A 17,065-nucleotide genomic window follows, 5' to 3' on the forward strand; every position below is an offset into this window, starting at 1 on the left:
GAGCGAATTCACCGGATCGCGGCCCTTCCCAGCGTGGCGGTCATTGACCCGGGGATCAAGAGGGCTTACCGTCGAATCACACCAACGTAGTCTTGAGGAGATGCCAGTGGGCACTGGAGCTGAAGTGCGCGGGCCGCAGGAAGCGGGCACGCCCGAGCAGGGTCTGCTGTTCACCTCGGACGTCCCCGCCCTGCAGGAGGGCATCGGCTATCGCGGCCCCACGGCCTGCGGCGCCGCCGGGGTGACCTACCGCCAGCTCGACTACTGGGCCCGGACCGGCCTGGTGGAGCCCTCGGTGCGCAACCCCTCCGGCTCGGGCACGCAGCGGCTCTACAGCTTCCGCGACATCCTGGTCCTGAAGATCATCAAGCGTCTGCTCGACACCGGTGTGTCCCTGCAGCAGATCCGGGTGGCCATCACCCAGCTGCGCGAGCGCGGTGTCCAGGACCTGGCCAACATCACCTTGATGAGTGACGGCGCCAGCGTCTATGAGTGCACCTCCGATGACCAGGTGATCGACCTGGTCCGCGGCGGCCAGGGCGTCTTCGGCATCGCCATCGGCAGCGTCTGGCGCGAGGTGGAGGGGACGTTGTCCTCGATGCCGAGCGAGCGCGCCGAGGACCCCGGCACCGGGGACGACGAGCTCTCCCAGCGTCGCCGCGCCCGCAAGACCAGCTGACAGGTCCGCACCCGCCGGGCCGACCCTCGGCATACGTCGGTGTGACCCGACCCACCGTCGATCTGGGCGGGTGCTCACTTTTGCGCTGGATTGGCTAGACTCGGCCGTGCTGTTGACACCGCGCGTGAGAGTCCTCACCTTCACGTGGGGCGCCGAAGGGGCAATCTCCCCGCCAAGCTCTCAGGCGCCAGGAACGTGCGGGACAGGCAACTCTGAACGGGACACCCGGACAGAGGGGGCAGACGCAAGGAGCACCCATGCCCACGCTGCCCGAGTTTGCCGCCCGGCACATCGGCCCCCGCGAGTCCGACGTCACCACCATGCTGCAGACGGTTGGTTATGATTCCCTCGAGGCCCTGATCGACGCCGCGGTGCCCCAGCGGATCCGCGCCAGTGCCGCCCTCGACCTGGCCGCCGCCGACTCCGAGCGCGCAGTGATCGAGGAGCTGCGCGAGATCGCTGCACAGAACACCGTGGTCACCTCGATGATCGGCCTGGGTTACTACGGCACGCACACGCCTGGTGTGATCCGACGCAACATCCTGGAGAACCCGGCGTGGTACACGGCCTACACGCCCTATCAGCCGGAGATCTCCCAGGGCCGACTCGAGGCGCTGCTCAACTTCCAGACCGTCGTCTCGGACCTGACCGGCCTGCCCACGGCCGGTGCCTCGCTGCTGGACGAGGGCACCGCCGTCGCCGAGGCGATGACCCTGATGCGCCGCGCCAGCAAGGTCGCCGACGACGCCGTGCTGCTCGTCGACGAGCACCTGCTGCCGCAGAGTGCAGCCGTCCTCGCCACCCGCGCGCGGTCGCTGGACATCGAGCTGGTCACCGGCGACCTGTCCGACCCCGAGGCGCTGGCCGGTGGCCGTGCGGTCTTCGGGGCGATCGTGCAGTATCCCGGCGCCGACGGTGAGATCCGCGACTGGAGCACCCTCGCGGAGACCGTGCACGCAGGCGGGGGACTGGTCACCGCGGCGGCCGACCTGCTCGCCCTCACCCTGCTGCGCGAGCCCGCCGCCTGGGGCGCGGACGTGGCCGTGGGCAGCACCCAGCGCCTGGGCGTCCCGATGGCCTTCGGTGGCCCGCACGCCGGCTACATGAGCGTGCGCGACGGCCTGGAGCGCACCCTGCCCGGCCGCCTGGTCGGGGTCAGCAAGGACGCAGCCGGCCACGCGGCATACCGCCTCGCCCTGCAGACCCGCGAGCAGCACATCCGCCGCGAGAAGGCGACCTCCAACATCTGCACCTCACAGGTGCTGCTGGCCGTCATGGCCAGCATGTATGCCGTGTGGCACGGCCCCGAGGGCCTGCGCCGGATCGCGGAAAGCGTGCACGCCAAGGCGCGCTATGCGCGCGAGGCGCTGGTGGCCGGGGGCGTCGAGGTGACCACCCGCGACTTCTTCGACACGCTCACGGTCCGCGCCGACTCGGCGGCCGTCGTGGCCAAGGCCCTGGAAGCCGGGATCAACGTGTGGGCCGTCGACGCCGAGCACGTGCTGCTCAGCGTGGACGAGATCATCACGAACGCCGACCTGGACGCCGTCCTCGGTGCCTTCGGGGTCACCCCCGTCGAGGTGGGCGAGGCCATCGCGTGGGATGACGTGCACACCCGCACCTCGGACTATCTGACCCACGAGGTCTTCAACAGCCACCGCAGCGAGACCCAGATGTTGCGCTACATCAAGTCCCTGGGCGACAAGGACTTTGCCCTGGACCGCGGCATGATCCCGCTGGGGTCCTGCACGATGAAGCTCAACGCCACCACCGAGATGGAGGCGATCACCTGGCCGGAGTTCGCGTCGCTGCACCCCTTCGCCCCGCTCGATCAGACCGTCGGCTCGCGCCGCATCGTCTCCGAGCTGTCGCAGTGGCTGGCCGAGGTCACCGGCTATCACTCGGTGAGCCTGCAGCCCAACGCCGGCTCCCAGGGTGAGTTCGCCGGGCTGCTGGCCATCCGGTCCTATCACCTGGCCAACGGTGACGAGGACCGCCGGATCTGCCTGATCCCCGCCAGCGCGCACGGCACCAACGCCGCCAGCGCCGTGATGGCCGGGCTGAAGGTCGTCGTGGTCAAGACGGCCCCCGGTGGCGACATCGACATGGACGACCTGCGCGCCAAGATCGACAAGCACCGCGCCGAGCTGGCCGCGATCATGGTGACCTACCCCTCCACGCACGGCGTGTTCGAGGAGACCATCAGCGACCTGTGCGACCTGGTCCACGAGGCTGGAGGTCAGGTCTACGTCGATGGTGCCAACCTCAACGCCATCATGGGCCTGGCCCGCCCCGGTGAGTTCGGCGGCGACGTCTCACACCTCAACCTCCACAAGACGTTCTGCATCCCGCACGGCGGTGGCGGCCCCGGCGTCGGCCCGGTCGCGGTGCGCGAGCACCTGGCTCCGCACCTGCCCAACCACCCCCTCGACCGCGAGGCCGGCCCCGAGTCCGGTGTCGGCGCCATCTCCGCCGCGCCCTACGGCTCGGCCGGCATCCTGCCGATCTCCTGGGCCTACGTCCGGCTCATGGGTGGCGCCGGCCTGACCCGGTCGGCAGAGGTCGCGGTGCTCAACGCCAACTACGTCGCCAAGCGCCTGGGCGAGCACTACCCGGTGCTCTATGCCGGTGAGAACGGCCTGGTCGCCCACGAGTGCATCCTGGACCTGCGCGGCCTGACCAAGGAGACCGGAGTCACGGTCGACGACGTGGCCAAGCGCCTCATCGACTATGGCTTCCACGCTCCCACCATGAGCTTCCCGGTGGCGGGCACGCTGATGGTCGAGCCCACCGAGAGCGAGGACCTGGGCGAGGTGGACCGGTTCATCGAGGCGATGATCGCGATCCGCGCCGAGATGGACGACGAGGGCTCGCGAGAGATGCTGCGCAATGCCCCGCACACGGCGCTGGAGCTGGCGGGGGAGTGGGACCACCCCTACGAGCGCATGCCGGCCGCCTTCCCGGCCGGACCGAAGGCGAAGTACTGGCCGCCGGTCAAGCGCATCGACGGCGCCTTCGGTGACCGCAACCTGGTCTGCTCCTGCCCGCCGCCGGAGGCCTTCGAGAACTGAGCCAGCGCTCCGGACTGACCTGATTCCCCTGGTTCAGCACGACACTTGTCGCCGGTCCCAGGTTGCCCTAGACTCAGCCAACACCTCGGGGAGGCACCATGGTTGGTGGAGTCATGACACGCCGTCGGCGGGGGTTCCTCGCGGTAGCGATGCTGTTGGTGCTTGGCCTGGTGAATCCAACCGCACCGTCGGTTAGTCACGAACCTGGCGGGGCCGCGCCTTTGTCTGCTGACTCTGTGGCATACGCCACATCAGCGCACGTGGTCACCGGGATCATAGGGCGACAAAGCCTACCTGACTGGCTCCCGAGTGGCCGTGTGTCACAGAAGGAGTTGGAGGCGTTCGAGGCTGAGTTGGTGGCCCGGGCGAGTGCTCCCGAAGGGGTAGATGTGACCTATGACCCTGACCTCTCCTTTGGTGGTTTGTCGGTCGCCGCGCTTGAGGACACAGTGTTCGCGGCGTATGACCTTGGGCTCTCCGTGGAGGAGGTGTTGGAGCGCGGCACCTACGCGAACGATCTGGGCACCTTGGCGGCGACATGGGAGAGCAGGCCAGGGTATGCCGGGTGGGGTTTTGACGGGTCCGTTCCGTATGTCATCTGGGAGGGGGAGATCCCTCGTGATGTTACTTCGGAGCTGGCAACTGCTCGGTATCCAATGGTGCAGGTGTACACCTCGAATTTCGATCTGGCTGACATGGAAGCAGCGTCTGCTGCTGTGCTGGACCAGTTGACCTCGAGTGTGAATGGTGATCGCGTTGTCTTCGTCGATATCGATCCACGTGGTGCCAAACTCTCGGTAACGACGAGTGCGCCGCTGAGTGCCGCTGAGCCCCGGGCAGTTACGCAGACTGATCCGGCGTTCCGAATTGAGTACAGCGTTCAGGGCGACATCCAATATAGTCCGGAACGCGAGTCGCAAGTGAGCGATCATACTAAGGCACCTCCCTTACCGGCCCCTTCCGCAGTCCCCCTCGCGCCGATCGCTCTCCGCGGGGGAGCCAGCTTCAAGTGTACGTCTGGGTTCACCATCGTTAACATGAGCTCAGGGACGAAAAGACTCGCGACAGCTGGCCACTGTGCCACGCATGGCGCTTCACGGCCCTATCGGAATCATCCAGTCGATGACAATTCCTCAGCCACACTCTACTCACCCATCACGTACTGGGATAACGGTTACGACTGGGGTCATTATGCCACTGGTATCAACAATGCCTTGGCGACATACTATTACGATTACAATGCGAAGCGCTACGTAAAAGGAGTCGGCTCACCTGGGCACGGGCAGATACTCAGCGTGTTTGGGTGGGCCACGAGGGCGAGGAAGTCAGCGATCGTCTCCGTCTTTTCGCGTTCGTGTTCTGGTGGGGCGGATGACGGAAAGACACATGCGTTGACCGTCATGGATCGACATAAGACGCAGTCCGGAGATAGCGGTGGGCCCTGGTTCACCTCGACTCACGCGTATGGCGTCCACTCAGGAACCTGCACGGAGACTGGGGGGACAAACAGTTTTACCCGGGTGGGAATCTTTCCGTCCCGGGGTTGGAGGGTCCTGACCCAATGAGACCGTCAACGTGGCTGAGCATTCGCCTGAGGTCGTCGGTGGCGCTGATGAGCAGTGCCGCGGTAATCCTAGTGTTCGCAGGATGCTCGAGTGATGGAGGCGACGCGCTGAACCCCTCCGAGGGGCCAAGCCGGTCCGACACGACGAGCACCGGCCCGCAGCTGGCCATCACGGCCGAGCGCGAGCCCAGTGGATTGGAGGGTGCTGTTGGGGGTGAGGTGGTGGACGTCAAGGGATGCCTGGGGCTCCAGGGGCTGGACGCAGAGCTGGGTGTGTTGTCGTTGCCTCCGGGCACCGAGCCTATCGAGGGCGGGGCGCGCCTGCCCGATGGCAGAGAATTGGTGCTGGGCGACGATGATGCCTTCGTCCCAGGCATGTGGATGGGCCCCGAAGATCCTGGTTACCCCGAGGACGACTATGACTGCCTCGGCGGAGCCATCGTCCTCGTCTTCGCCCCACGGCCCTGACAGCTGGTGGACCGCTGTGTGAGCCGTGATCTGGTGTCGACCGCCCCAGGTGGCGCGGATCTGATTAGGCTGTGCGCAACGCAAGGAGGCGCCCATGGGTCAGGAAGTCAGTTCCGCCGCATTCAGCCGGGAGGACCGGTTGGCCTATCGCCACAAGGTCCTGCAGTCACTCGATGTCTTCGAGCACATGCTCGAGCAGAGCAGGTTCGACTTCACCCGACCCCAGATGGGGCTGGAGATCGAGCTCAACCTGGTGGACGCCAACCTGGACCCGGCGCTGCTCAACGAGCGGGTGCTCGAGGAGCTGGAGGGCAGCGAGTTCGACTTCCAGGCCGAGGTCGGGCGCTACAACATCGAGATGAACGTGCCCCCGCGGCCGATGGCCGGGGACCAGGCGGTGCGGTTGGAGCGGTGGCTCAACGAGTCCCTGCGCCGAGCCGGGGACGCTGCTCGGGGGCACGGGGCGCAGGTGGTGGCTGTCGGCATACTCCCGACCCTGATGCAGGAGCTGTTCGACGACGAGTGGCTCAGCCTCGGGGTGCGCTACACCGCGCTCAACAACGCGATCCTGTCCGAGCGCGGTGACGGCCTGGAGCTCGACATCGAGGGCGAGACCGGCGAGCGGTTCTCCGGCTATTTCGAGACCATCGGTCCGCTGTCGGGGTGCACCTCGGTGCAGCTGCACCAGCAGGTGACCCCGCAGGACTTCCCGATGTACTGGAACGCTGCCTCGGCGATCACCGGCGTGCAGGTCGCCCTGGCCGCGAACTCGCCCTACCTGTTCGGGCGGCGGCTGTGGGCCGAGACCCGCATCCCGCTGTTCAGCCAGATGGTGGACACCCGCTCGCTGGAGCACAAGGCGCAGGGCGTGCGGCCGCGGGCCTACTTCGGAGACCGCTGGATCACCTCGATCTTCGACCTGTTCGAGGAAAACGTCCGGTGCTTCCCGGCGCTGCTGCCCGAGCAGACCGACGAGGACCCGGTGGCGGTCTACAAGTCCGGTGAGGTGCCCACCCTCGGCGAGCTGCGCCTGCACAACGGCACGGTCTATCGGTGGAACCGGCCGATCTATGACAACGTGCGCGGGGTGCCGCACCTGCGGGTCGAGAACCGTGTGCTGCCCGCCGGGCCGACCGTGATCGACATGGTGGCCAACGCGTGCTTCTACTACGGACTGCTGGAAAAGTTCACCAGCAGCGGACGCCCGATCTGGACCAAGATGCCGTTCGAGGATGCGGAGAACAACTTCGAGGAGGCGGCCCGCCACGGCATCACCTCCACGCTGTCCTGGCCCGGCTTCGGACGGGTCCCGGTCACCGATCTGGTCACCGAGCACCTGCTGCCGCTGGCCGACGAGGGGCTGGCCGGTCTGGGGCTGCGCCGCGAGGTGCGCAGCCACTATCTCGACGTGATCGCCGAGCGCTGTCGCTCAGGGCAGAACGGCTCGTCCTGGCAGGTGGCCTGCACGGAGCACTTCGAGGCGCAGGGCGATGACCGACCCACCGCGCTGCACAAGATGTTTGCGCTCTATGCCGAGCACAGCGAGGCCAACGAGCCGGTGCACAGCTGGGAGCTGCCCACGGCCAGCGCCACCGAGAGCGAGGCGGCCGCAGTCAGCTCCTGAGGTTCCAGGCCTCGATGACCGGATCCTCGCGGTGAAAGCCGAGTATGCCGAGGGCACCGGTCTCGAAGGCCAGGTGCGCCCCGAACCGTGGCTCGGTGCGCAGGAAGACGGCCGTGAGGATGCGCAGCGCCTGACCGTGCCCGAACAGCAGCACGTCACCGTCGATGTCGGCGACGGCGCCCAGCACCCGGCTGGCCCGCGCGGCGACCTCCTCAACGGTCTCGCCGGGGGTGTCCCCGGGCGTCACGCCGTCGCTCCAGACGCTCCAGTCCGTGCCGGTGCGCTCCCGCATCTGCGCGGTGCTCACGCCCTCGACGGCGCCGTAGTCCCACTCCACGAGGTCCGGGTCGATCGTGTCGATGGTGACTCCCGCGAGCTCGGCGGTGTGCCTGGCGCGCTGCAGCGGTGAGGACCGCACGTGCGCGATGTCGAAGCGTTCGAGCAGCGGTCGCAGCGCCCTGGCACCCTCCTCACCCGAGGGCAGCAGGGGCAGATCGGTCAGGCCGGTGTGCTGGCCCGACTCGGACCACGTCGTCGCGCCGTGGCGCACCATGATGAGTCGTTGGGTCACTCTGGCAGGCTAGCCCCCATGAGCTCTGATGACCTGCGCAGCATCACCCTGACCCGGCACACCAAGGGCACCTACGAGGCCGAGAACGTCCGGGGAGGACGGTTGACCTTCGGCGACGGCGGGACCAGCGACTTCACCCCGGTGGAACTGTTGCTGACAGCCATGGCGGGCTGTTCGGCGATCGACGTGGACTACCTGACCTCGCGCCTGGCCGAGCCGACCCAGTTTGACGTGGCAGCCGAGGCCGAGAAGGTGCGCGATGAGCACGGCAACCACCTTGGGGAGGTCACCATCACCTTCACTGTCCGCTTCCCTGAGGGGGAGGAGGGCGAGACCGCCCGGGTGCGCCTGCCCGATGCTGTCGCGAAGTCTCGGGACCGCCTGTGCACCGTCTCTCGCACGGTGCAGCTGGAGACCCCGGTCAGTTATGTCATGACGTGACCGAGCTCGCCCGCCGGCTCGGACCCGGCGACGCGGTGGCCATCGGCCTGGGATCGATGATCGGTGCCGGTGCCTTCGTCGTGTGGGGGCCGGCAGCACGTGCCGCCGGATCGTGGCTGCTGCTGAGCCTGCTGCTGGCCGCCATCGTGGCCGCGTGCAACGCCTGGTCCTCGGGCGCCCTGGCGGCCCGTTATCCGTCAGCCGGCGGCACCTACGTCTATGGCCGGGAGCGGATCGGCCCGTTCGCCGGCTATCTGGCGGGTTGGTCGTTCGTGGTCGGCAAGATCGCCTCCTGCGCGGCGATGGCCATGGCGATCGCCGCCTATGTCGCGCCAGGGCAGGAGCGGCTGGCGGCAGTCGTGGCGGTGCTGGTGATCACCGTGCTCAACCTCAGCGGGGTCCAGCGCTCGGCCGGTGTCTCGAAGGTGATCGTGACCATCGTCCTGGCGGTGCTCGCCGCAGTGCTGGTGGCCGGGCTGGCCGGAGGCACCGGGTCGGCCCACCCGGGGATGTGGACCCAGGGCGCGACTCCGTATGGCGTCCTGCAGGGCGCTGGTCTGATCTTCTTCGCCTTCGCGGGCTATGCCCGCATCGCCACCCTCGCCGAGGAGGTGCGTGATCCGGAGCGCACGATCCCGCGGGCCATCGCGATCACCGTGGTGACCGTCCTGGGGCTCTACGCCATCCTCGCTGTCCTGACCCTCGGCATACTCGGCCCTGAGCAGTTGGCGGTTGTGCCGGACCCGGTCGCGGCGGCGACTGCCGTGGTGCTGGGGGAGCCGTGGGTCTGGGCGGTGCGGGCCGTGGCCGCCCTGGCTGCGTGTGGCGCGCTGCTCAACCTGATCCTGGGCATCTCCCGGACCTCGCTGGCCATGGCGCGGGACGGCTATCTGCCCCAGGTGCTGACGCGCATCGATCGTCGTCAGGTGCCGCGCAACGCGGAGCTGGCGGTCGGTGCCATCGTCATCGCCCTGGTCCTGATCGTCGATCTGCGCGGAGCCATCGGGTTCTCCAGTTTCGGGGTGCTGACCTACTACGCCGTCGCCAACGCGAGCGCCTGGACGTTGCGCGGCGACTGGCGTGGTGCCCCCGTGGTGCCGGCTGCGGGGCTGGTGGGCTGCGTCGTCCTGGCGGTCATGCTGCCCTGGCAGTCCGTGGTGGCAGGGGTTGTGGTGCTCGCGGTCGGCACCGTCTGGTTCCTCATTTTTCAGTGGCGGTCCAGGCAGCACGCGTAGGACACTTGCGCCCATGATCACCTGGACCCAGCTGCGCGCTGACGACGTGCCGGCCTGGACGGACCTGACCAACCTGCTCGCCCGCGTCGACCAGACCGATGAGTTCTATGACGCCGATGACCTGGCCGAGGAGTTGACCGAGCACGGGTTCACCCCGGAGCAGGACTCGTGGGCGCTGTGGGAGGGCGAGCAGCTGGTCGGGTATGGGCAGGCGCGGTTCCGTGAGAGTCACGACGGCCAGGCTCAGCTGCACCTGGGCGGTGGCATCCACCCGGACTTCCGGCGCCGCGGCCTGGGCACCGCGCTCATGGACCGGATGGAGGCCCGCGGCGTGGAGCTGGCCCGGGACAGGCTCCCGGGCGCCCCTGCCGTCTGGGCGGTGTCCGGCGGGGTCGAGGGGGCCTCCGTGCGGCCCATGCTCGAGCGCCGGGGCTATGCGGTCGTGCGCTACTGGAACGAGATGAAGCGGTTCGTCACCTCCGAGGAGGTGGCGGTGCCCGACGTCGGGGCGGTGCTGGTGTCGCCGACCGAGGAGCACCAGGAGGCCACCCGGCTGGCCCACAACGAGGCCTTCCGCGACCACTGGGGCTCGGGGCCGAAGTCCGCGGAGGCGTGGGCCGACACCTGGACTGCCCGCTCCAACCGGATGCCGATCTCGACTCTCGCGGTGGATGACCTGGGGCAGGTCCTGGCCTATGTGATGGTGGCGCAGTGGGTGCCAGAGGAGGCTTACATCACGCTGGTCGGCACGGTGCCAGCGGCGCGGGGACGAGGCCTGGCCCACGCCGCCCTGCTGCGCACCGTGGGTCTCGCCCGGGGCTATGACTACGTGGCCCTCGATGTTGACTCGGCCAGTCCCACGGGTGCGACCAGGCTGTATGAGAAGGCAGGGTTCACGCTGTCGAAGGTGACGTGTTCCTATCACCGTGAGGTGCCGATCGGCTGAGGACCGCGTGCTCGGTGGGTCTGTCAGCGCGGCGGTGGCGCGCTCGGTCGATATCCCGGCGCCTGCGTGGTTAAGGTGACGCATGGCTACCTTCCTCGACATCCACCCGGTCGATCCGCAGCCGCGCCTCGTGAGCAGGGTCGTCGACACCCTGCGCGACGGCGGACTCGTCGCCTATCCCACGGACGCGTGTTATGCCCTGGGCGCCCAGCTGGGCAACCGGGAGGCCAAGGACCGGATCATCGACATCCGCAAGCTCGACGACAGGCACCACTTCACTCTGGTGTGCGCGGACTTCGCCCAGCTGGGGCATTTCGTGCAGCTGGACAACGCCGTCTTCCGTGCCGTGAAGGCGGCGACCCCGGGCCCGTTCACCTTCATCCTGCCGGCCACGCCGGAGGTGCCCAAGAAGCTGCTGCACCCGAAAAAGAAGACCGTCGGGGTGCGGATCCCGGAGCACAAGATCACCCAGGCCATCCTCGCCGAGCTGGGGGAGCCGATGCTCTCCAGCACCCTGTTGCTGCCCGGTGAGGAGGAGCCCCTGGCGATGGGCTGGGAGATCAAGGAACGCCTCGACAACCAGGTCGACATCGTCATCGACGGTGACGAGACCGGCAACGAGCCGACCACGGTGATCGACTTCTCGGAGGGCTACCCGCAGGTCGTCCGCGAGGGCGCCGGAGACTCTGCCTCGATCGTCTGAGCGCCCGGCGTCATCCTGCAGGAGCCGGACGTCATCCTGCAGGAGGTAGACGGCCGCACCACCCCTGAGTACGCTCAAACCACTGAGCGCACGGGTGCGGTCCCGGATGGGCATGACCTCCGGGTTCGTCGCGGCGACGGGCACCTCGGCCGGCAGCGGCCGGGCAGTCCCGGCGCCCACTGGACCTCTCCAGAGAGCCGACACGATGGCTGCGATCGATGGACCCTGGCGCGTTGTCACCGGACCGGGCGGCGGGACCGCCCCGTTCTACATGATCAGGTTCGACAAGCGGGGCGGGTGCACCAGCCCGTCCAGTCTCCGGCGCCTCGTGGTCGCTGCCGCCGGAGCCACCGACGTCTTCGTGTTCAGCCACGGCTGGAACAACGACTGGGCCTCCGCCACGCGGCACTATCAGGAGTTCATCGACCAGTTCAACCAGCAGTATGCCGAGGCCTGGCACCCCCCGAACCGGGACTATCGTCCGGTGCTGGTCGGGGTCCACTGGCCCAGCACCGTCCTGGTGGCCCGCGATGAGCGGGGCCCCGACATCGCCGGTGGGGACATCGCTGGTGGGGACATCGCTGGTGGGGAGCGCGACGCCGCGCAGGAGGACGACCTGGCTGTCGAGTTGCTCGCTGAGGGCCTCGATGCCGTGCAGGCCGGCCGGTTCTACGAGTTGGCCGACCGACCCGCGCTGAGCACAGAGGAGGCCCTCGAGTTCGCCACCCTGCTGGCTCCCGTGCTGTCCGGTCCGGAGGACGAGCTCGGGTCGGGACCGGACGTCACCCCGGACCCCGAGGACCTGGTCCGATTGTGGGCCTCGATGCCCGGTGACGAGCCTGGGGTGCCCGTCGACCGCGGAGGCTTCGCGGACGACGAGCCACCGGGTGAGCGAGAGCCCGGACCTCAGACGGCCGGGTGGCTGGACAACCTCAACCCGCGCAACCTGATCCGCGGTGCGACAGTCCTGCTCATGAAAGACCGTGCCGGACGCGTCGGAGGTGCCGGCGTCCGGGACATGCTGCACGACGTCCTGGACGCCTCGACCGACTCCAGGGTCCACCTCGTCGGGCACAGCTATGGCGCCAAGGTCGTCCTGTCCGCGCTGGCCAACGGCAGCGCACCCACACGCGGGGTGGAGTCGGTGCTGCTGCTGCAACCAGCCACGTCAGCCAGGTGCTTCGCCGACCCGGACGGGACAGCACCGGCCGGTGGCTACCGTCCGGCCCTGGAGCGCTCCCGGCAACCGATCATGACGACCTTCAGCAGCCACGACGTGCCGCTGACTAGACTGTTCCACCTCGCTGCACGGCGGGCGTCAGATCGGCGGGAGGCGGTCATCGCCGCAGGACCCTCCGAGTTTGCCGCGCTGGGTGGATTCGGCCCCCAGGACACCGCCTCGGTCATCGTCGTGGACGCGGTCATCGCGCCGCAGCGTTACGCGATGCCGAGCACGGAGGTGCTCGCGATCCGGGCAGATGGGGTGATCAGCGGCCACGGTGACGTGCAGAATGCAGCGACCGCCTGGGCCCTGCTGTGCCAGGTGATGGGTTAGGCCGTGGCCCAACGCCTGCGCACCGACCATGACCTGCCCTCCCTGAGGATCGCCTTCGGTGACGGGGGCCGAGAGGTCGTGCGCTTCTGGCTGGTGCGAGGCGCCGGCCAGCCCGAGTTGGCGGCCCAGTGCCAGGCGTCCGAGCTCGGTCCCGTCGACTTCCCCGACGGTGATGGTGACGGCACCGTCACCGACGACCAGTTCTCCCTGCCCTCCGACGTGCTGTTCGAGCTGTCCCAGCGCATCCCCGGGCTCGGCTCCTCGGACTCGCCCCCGGACAACGCCCTGTGGTTGGAGTTGGTGAGTCCACGTGGCTACCTGCACCTGGTGCCCTGGGAGCAGTTGCTCCAACCGCTGGGCCGGCCCCTGGTGCGACTGCCCAACTACACCGTGCGCCCCCAGGCCCAGTCACAGACGCTGGAGGTCGCGCTCTGTGCCAGCACGCCGGTCTTCCGGAGCGAGTTCGACCCGCCCGCCACCCTGGCCCGGCTGGCTCGGCTGTGGGTGACCATGGCCGGCAAGCCGACCACGGTGCACCTGTTCTGTGACCAGTGGGCGCACGCACAGGTGGCGGAGTTGGTCGCGGACCTGGACGGGGTGCACCTGGCCGATCCCTCTGGGTGGGGCGCGGTGGCCCATCCTGCCTCGATGGTCAGCAACGCCTGGCTGGAGTGGATCGGCGGCACGCTGGAGGGACGTGCCCTGGACGTCGTGCACCTGGTCGGCTACGGCTACCTCTCGGCAGGGCGCGGAGCGGTGGCGCTGGCCGCCACACCGACCAGCAGCGCCCGGGAGCACGCAGAGTTCGTCGGTGCCGCACAGCTGGCGCAGTTCGTGGCCTCGCGCGGGGCGTGGACCTTCGTGGTCAGTGGCCCACCGGACAACTACTCCGGCGCTGCCCTGCGCGATGTCGCCGACAGCCTGGCGATCAACAGCCCCGGCATCAGCATCGCCCACGACCTGACATTGGACCCAGACGTCAGCCAGCTCACCCGGGTCGTCGAGCTGATCTATGCCGGCCAGGACTCGATCACCGAGCCGCTGCCCGGGATCGCGTGCTGGGCCCATCCAAAGTTTGTGGAGTATCCCGAGGAGAACCTCATCACCCGCACGGGTCACTCGGCCATGGTCGGAGCAGCCACCCAGACCGTGTTGGCCGCGCCAAACACTCCCGCCTCGGTCGCCTCCGGCACGCGCTATCTGGAGGCACTGCAGGCCCAGTGGAGCGCCACCGGTGGCGGCGCGATCGACGCCGACGCGGTCGCCGCACTGCGCCGGGTCTCTGACGTCCTGGAGCATCGTGCTGCTGAGTTTCAGGGGGACTCGTGAGCCGCCTCGTCTTCAGCGTGGTGGGCCTGCGCACCGCCAGTGGGGTCACGCTGGGAGTCCAGCTGCGGGAGCCGCCCGCCTTCGGGCGCCACGCGGTGGAGCTGTCGTTGACGCCGATGGCAGCGCCGTTCCAGGCCCTGCACGGCGAGCCGGGGGCGAACGCTGTGCGCGAGGCCGGCCGGGCCCTGTTCGACGCCCTGACCTCCAACAACCCCGATCTGCGCAAACACCTGGAGGCTGCCCTGCTGGTCCAGCCACCTGACCGGTGCCCGGTGTTCGTGGAGCTCACCACCGGAGGCGCCGAGAGCTTCCCCTGGGAGGCGCTGTGCTCCCAGGACGGTGACTTTCTGGGGCTGGACGAGCGGTGGGCGGTGGGACGCATCGTGGAGTCGATCAGCCCGCTGCCGGCGACCTGGTTCTTTGAGCCACCGCTGAGGGTTGCAGTGGTGCTCTCCTGCCTGGGTGTGCCGGCGGCCCCAGAATGGGTTGCCCTGCGGGCCGCGTGTGAGGCGGCCCAGGTGCCTGTTGAGCTGCTCGTCCTGGTCAGTGAGGACTCCCTGCACGAGGAGATCAGCGGTGCCGGTCTGGACTGGGTCACCGTGGAGTTCGTCCCCTCGACGGTGGCCGGCATCGCCCAGCGTCTCCAGCCGTTCAACGCCCACGTCCTGCACCTGTTCTGCCACGGGATCTCGACCGGCACCAGCCCGCACCTGCAGGTCGCGGTCCGGTCGGACTGGCTCACCGGCACCGCGAGCAGCCTGCTGGTCGAGGCGCAGGACCTGCGTGCCTTTAACCCGCCAGTCGACAGCCTGCCCTGGCTCGTGGTGCTGAACAGTTGCGAGACGGCGGCCGCCGGAGGCGATGAGTCGGCGCGGTCGGTGGCCCTTGACCTGATCACCACGGGCGGTGTGCCGGCAGTCGTGGGGATGCGCGAGCCGATCCGCTCGGCCGACGCTGTCCTGTTCACCAGGGCGTTCTATGACCAGTTGCTGCCCGAGGTCGCTCACCTGCTCGACCCCGCCGCCGAGGCAGCCCCCATCGAGTGGGCCCGCTTGGTGGTGGGAGCCCGTGCGCAGATCGCCGAGCAGTATGAGCCGCTCGAGGCACAGCGTGGCACTCGGAAGGAGTGGACCCTGCCGGTCGTGTACACCCGATCAGCCAGCTTCCAGGTGCAGACCAGTGTCACGCCTGTCACGGAGCAACCTGCCGCGGAGCAGCCTGTCTCGGGACAGCCTGCACAACGTGTCCCGGAACAGCCCATGGCACCGCCGCCCGACCAGGACGTCGGAGCAGAGACGACCCGTTCGATCGTCCTCAGCATCCGGACACTCACCGGCATGCGCGCCCAGGTGGAGGGCTCCGGGGACCAGGTCATGCTCGATCTCATCGACCAGGAGCTCGCGCGGCTGCGTGCGGCGCTCGCGGGCAGGTGACCCTCGTGCCTGACTCCGCGCCGGCTCCGACCCCGTTGCGGGAGTTGACAGTCCGAGCCAACGCCTTCACCGACGAGGGACCAGCGACCGGCGCCATCTCCGAGACATTCGGGCGCTGGACGGTGGGGGCTGCGGCCCTGGGCAGCCGTCAGCTGGTGCCCAGCGCCGCCGACCCGACGGACTGGACGCACCCTCGGATCGGGTGGGGGATCATCCTCCCCGAGCGGGACGGGCTGGACCCCGCCGCTCTGGCGACCGCCGACGATGCGCCCGAGCCGATCCGTGACCTGGTGCGCCAGCGTGCCGGCAAGGTGCTGCGTTATCGCCCCGGGACCACCCTGGCCCAGTGGGTGCTGCGCGACTATGCCAGCGAGGGGGATCTGTTCACGGCGGCCTCTCCGCAGGGCATGGGTCCCAAGGAGTTGCCGCTCTACCTGCTGATCGCGGCCTCTCCGGCTGAGGTCCCCTGGCAGGTTCAGTACGCGCTGAACCCGGTGCGCTGTGTCGGGCGGCTGGACCTGGACGAGGAGGGGTTGGCGCACTATGTGGCGGCGCTCCAGTCGGGTTGGGCTGGTTCGACCGCGCAGTATGCCGCGCCCCTGGTCTGGTCCGTCGATCACGGCGGGGGAGACATCACTTCCCTCATGCGCGAGGTCATCGGGGCCACCCTGGCGACCGAGCTCGCCGCAGACGCGGACATGCCGGCAGCCCGGTTCATCGACGGCTCCGTGGCCGACGCCTCGGGCGCTGTGCTGATCGCTGCGCTGGCTGAGCTGCGCCCGCTGCTGGTGGTCACGACCAGCCACGGCAAGACCGGCCCGCTCAACGACCCCGTCGTGATGCTGCGCGACCTAGGGATGCTCGTCGACGCGTCCCAGCGGGTGGTTGACCCTGCAGCGCTGACGGCCGGATGGCAGCCGGACGGCGCGGTCTGGTTCGCGCAGGCGTGCTGCTCCGCCGGTGCGGATCAGCCGTCCGTCTACGAGGGGCTCTTCGCGGCTGGCGGGTCGGTCGGACGGGTGCTCACCGAGGTGGCCCGGCTCGGCCCGCGGACGGCGCCGACGCCGCGGGCCCTGCTGGGGGCACCCAAGCCGCTGCGGGCCTTCATCGGCCAGGTGGAGCCGACCTTCAACTGGACCATGGAGTTCCCCGCGACCCGCCAGGACCTGACCGCGAGCCTGCGGCGGTCGGTCTATGAGGGGATCTGCGGGGGCCGACCGGTGGGGCTGGCGATGGACGGCTACTACGCCCCGATCGGGTCGCTGCTGGTCAATCACGGCCGCCAGCTGCAGGATTTCGACTCCGGTGCCTCCGCAGCCCTGGACCTGGCGACCTACAGCAAGGCCACGGCCTATGACCGCGCGAGCACTGTGCTCCTCGGCGACCCGACGGTGGCGATCCCGCTGCCAGCTGCCGGCCTGGCATCGCCCGGCTGACGAGCCGCGC

At 68.9% G+C, this 17,065-nt stretch carries 14 protein-coding genes and 1 riboswitch; of the genes, 13 read left to right on the forward strand and 1 reads right to left on the reverse strand.

Annotated features, from left to right (window positions below; all coding sequences use genetic code 11):
- Nucleotides 1–100: 100 nt before the first annotated feature.
- The 5 genes from NF556_RS10565 to NF556_RS10580 all read left to right on the forward strand — a co-directional run bounded on the left by NF556_RS10565 (nucleotide 101) and on the right by NF556_RS10580 (nucleotide 7,406).
- On the forward strand, nucleotides 101–679 hold the full coding sequence (locus NF556_RS10565) for a MerR family transcriptional regulator (RefSeq protein WP_252595620.1): 579 nt from the start codon (nucleotides 101–103) through the stop codon (nucleotides 677–679).
- A 113-nt stretch (nucleotides 680–792) separates the two neighbouring features.
- Nucleotides 793–885, forward strand: a riboswitch (glycine riboswitch).
- Nucleotides 886–936: 51 nt separating this feature from the next.
- Complete coding sequence (gcvP, locus tag NF556_RS10570; protein WP_252595621.1) at nucleotides 937–3,750, forward strand: aminomethyl-transferring glycine dehydrogenase; 2,814 nt, start codon at nucleotides 937–939, stop codon at nucleotides 3,748–3,750.
- Nucleotides 3,751–4,787: 1,037 nt separating this feature from the next.
- Nucleotides 4,788–5,315 carry a trypsin-like serine protease gene (locus tag NF556_RS21520; RefSeq protein ID WP_425607018.1) on the forward strand — a complete coding sequence of 176 codons (528 nt, stop codon included), beginning with the start codon at nucleotides 4,788–4,790 and terminating at the stop codon, nucleotides 5,313–5,315.
- A 221-nt stretch (nucleotides 5,316–5,536) separates the two neighbouring features.
- Nucleotides 5,537–5,782, forward strand: a complete 246-nt coding sequence (locus tag NF556_RS10575) for a cupredoxin domain-containing protein (protein ID WP_252595622.1) — start codon at nucleotides 5,537–5,539, stop codon at nucleotides 5,780–5,782.
- Between the two features lie 94 nt (nucleotides 5,783–5,876).
- A complete protein-coding gene (locus NF556_RS10580; RefSeq protein WP_252595624.1) occupies nucleotides 5,877–7,406 on the forward strand; it encodes a glutamate-cysteine ligase family protein in 1,530 nt (509 codons plus the stop codon).
- Here the strand turns inward: NF556_RS10580 and NF556_RS10585 are convergent.
- Nucleotides 7,396–7,977 carry a histidine phosphatase family protein gene (locus NF556_RS10585; RefSeq protein ID WP_252595625.1) on the reverse strand — a complete coding sequence of 194 codons (582 nt, stop codon included), beginning with the start codon at nucleotides 7,975–7,977 and terminating at the stop codon, nucleotides 7,396–7,398. The genes NF556_RS10580 and NF556_RS10585 overlap by 11 nt on opposite strands.
- Before the next feature lie 18 nt (nucleotides 7,978–7,995).
- On the opposite strand from NF556_RS10585, the gene NF556_RS10590 reads away from it, so the two are divergent.
- The 8 genes from NF556_RS10590 (at nucleotide 7,996) to NF556_RS10625 (ending at nucleotide 17,055) form a co-directional block, all read left to right on the forward strand.
- Nucleotides 7,996–8,418 (forward strand): OsmC family protein, encoded by a 423-nt coding sequence (locus NF556_RS10590; protein WP_252595627.1) that lies wholly within the window; start codon nucleotides 7,996–7,998, stop codon nucleotides 8,416–8,418.
- A complete protein-coding gene (locus NF556_RS10595) occupies nucleotides 8,415–9,653 on the forward strand; it encodes an APC family permease (RefSeq protein WP_252595628.1) in 1,239 nt (412 codons plus the stop codon). The genes NF556_RS10590 and NF556_RS10595 overlap by 4 nt, the downstream gene beginning before the upstream one ends.
- A 13-nt stretch (nucleotides 9,654–9,666) precedes the next feature.
- A complete protein-coding gene (locus NF556_RS10600; RefSeq protein WP_252595630.1) occupies nucleotides 9,667–10,599 on the forward strand; it encodes a GNAT family N-acetyltransferase in 933 nt (310 codons plus the stop codon).
- Nucleotides 10,600–10,681: 82 nt separating this feature from the next.
- The gene (locus tag NF556_RS10605) at nucleotides 10,682–11,302 is read left to right on the forward strand and encodes an L-threonylcarbamoyladenylate synthase (RefSeq protein WP_252595632.1); all 621 of its coding nucleotides are present in this window, start codon (nucleotides 10,682–10,684) and stop codon (nucleotides 11,300–11,302) included.
- Nucleotides 11,303–11,507: 205 nt separating this feature from the next.
- A complete protein-coding gene (locus tag NF556_RS10610; protein ID WP_252595633.1) occupies nucleotides 11,508–12,857 on the forward strand; it encodes an alpha/beta fold hydrolase in 1,350 nt (449 codons plus the stop codon).
- Between the two features lie 3 nt (nucleotides 12,858–12,860).
- Nucleotides 12,861–14,186, forward strand: a complete 1,326-nt coding sequence (locus tag NF556_RS10615; RefSeq protein ID WP_252595634.1) for a hypothetical protein — start codon at nucleotides 12,861–12,863, stop codon at nucleotides 14,184–14,186.
- Complete coding sequence (locus tag NF556_RS10620; RefSeq protein ID WP_252595635.1) at nucleotides 14,183–15,619, forward strand: CHAT domain-containing protein; 1,437 nt, start codon at nucleotides 14,183–14,185, stop codon at nucleotides 15,617–15,619. Before NF556_RS10615 ends, NF556_RS10620 begins: the two co-directional genes overlap by 4 nt.
- A 5-nt stretch (nucleotides 15,620–15,624) precedes the next feature.
- Complete coding sequence (locus NF556_RS10625; protein ID WP_252595636.1) at nucleotides 15,625–17,055, forward strand: hypothetical protein; 1,431 nt, start codon at nucleotides 15,625–15,627, stop codon at nucleotides 17,053–17,055.
- The last annotated feature ends 10 nt before the right edge of the window (nucleotides 17,056–17,065 follow it).

This window comes from Ornithinimicrobium faecis (genome assembly GCF_023923225.1).
In the GTDB taxonomy this organism is placed as follows: Bacteria; Actinomycetota; Actinomycetes; order Actinomycetales; family Dermatophilaceae; genus Ornithinicoccus; species Ornithinicoccus faecis.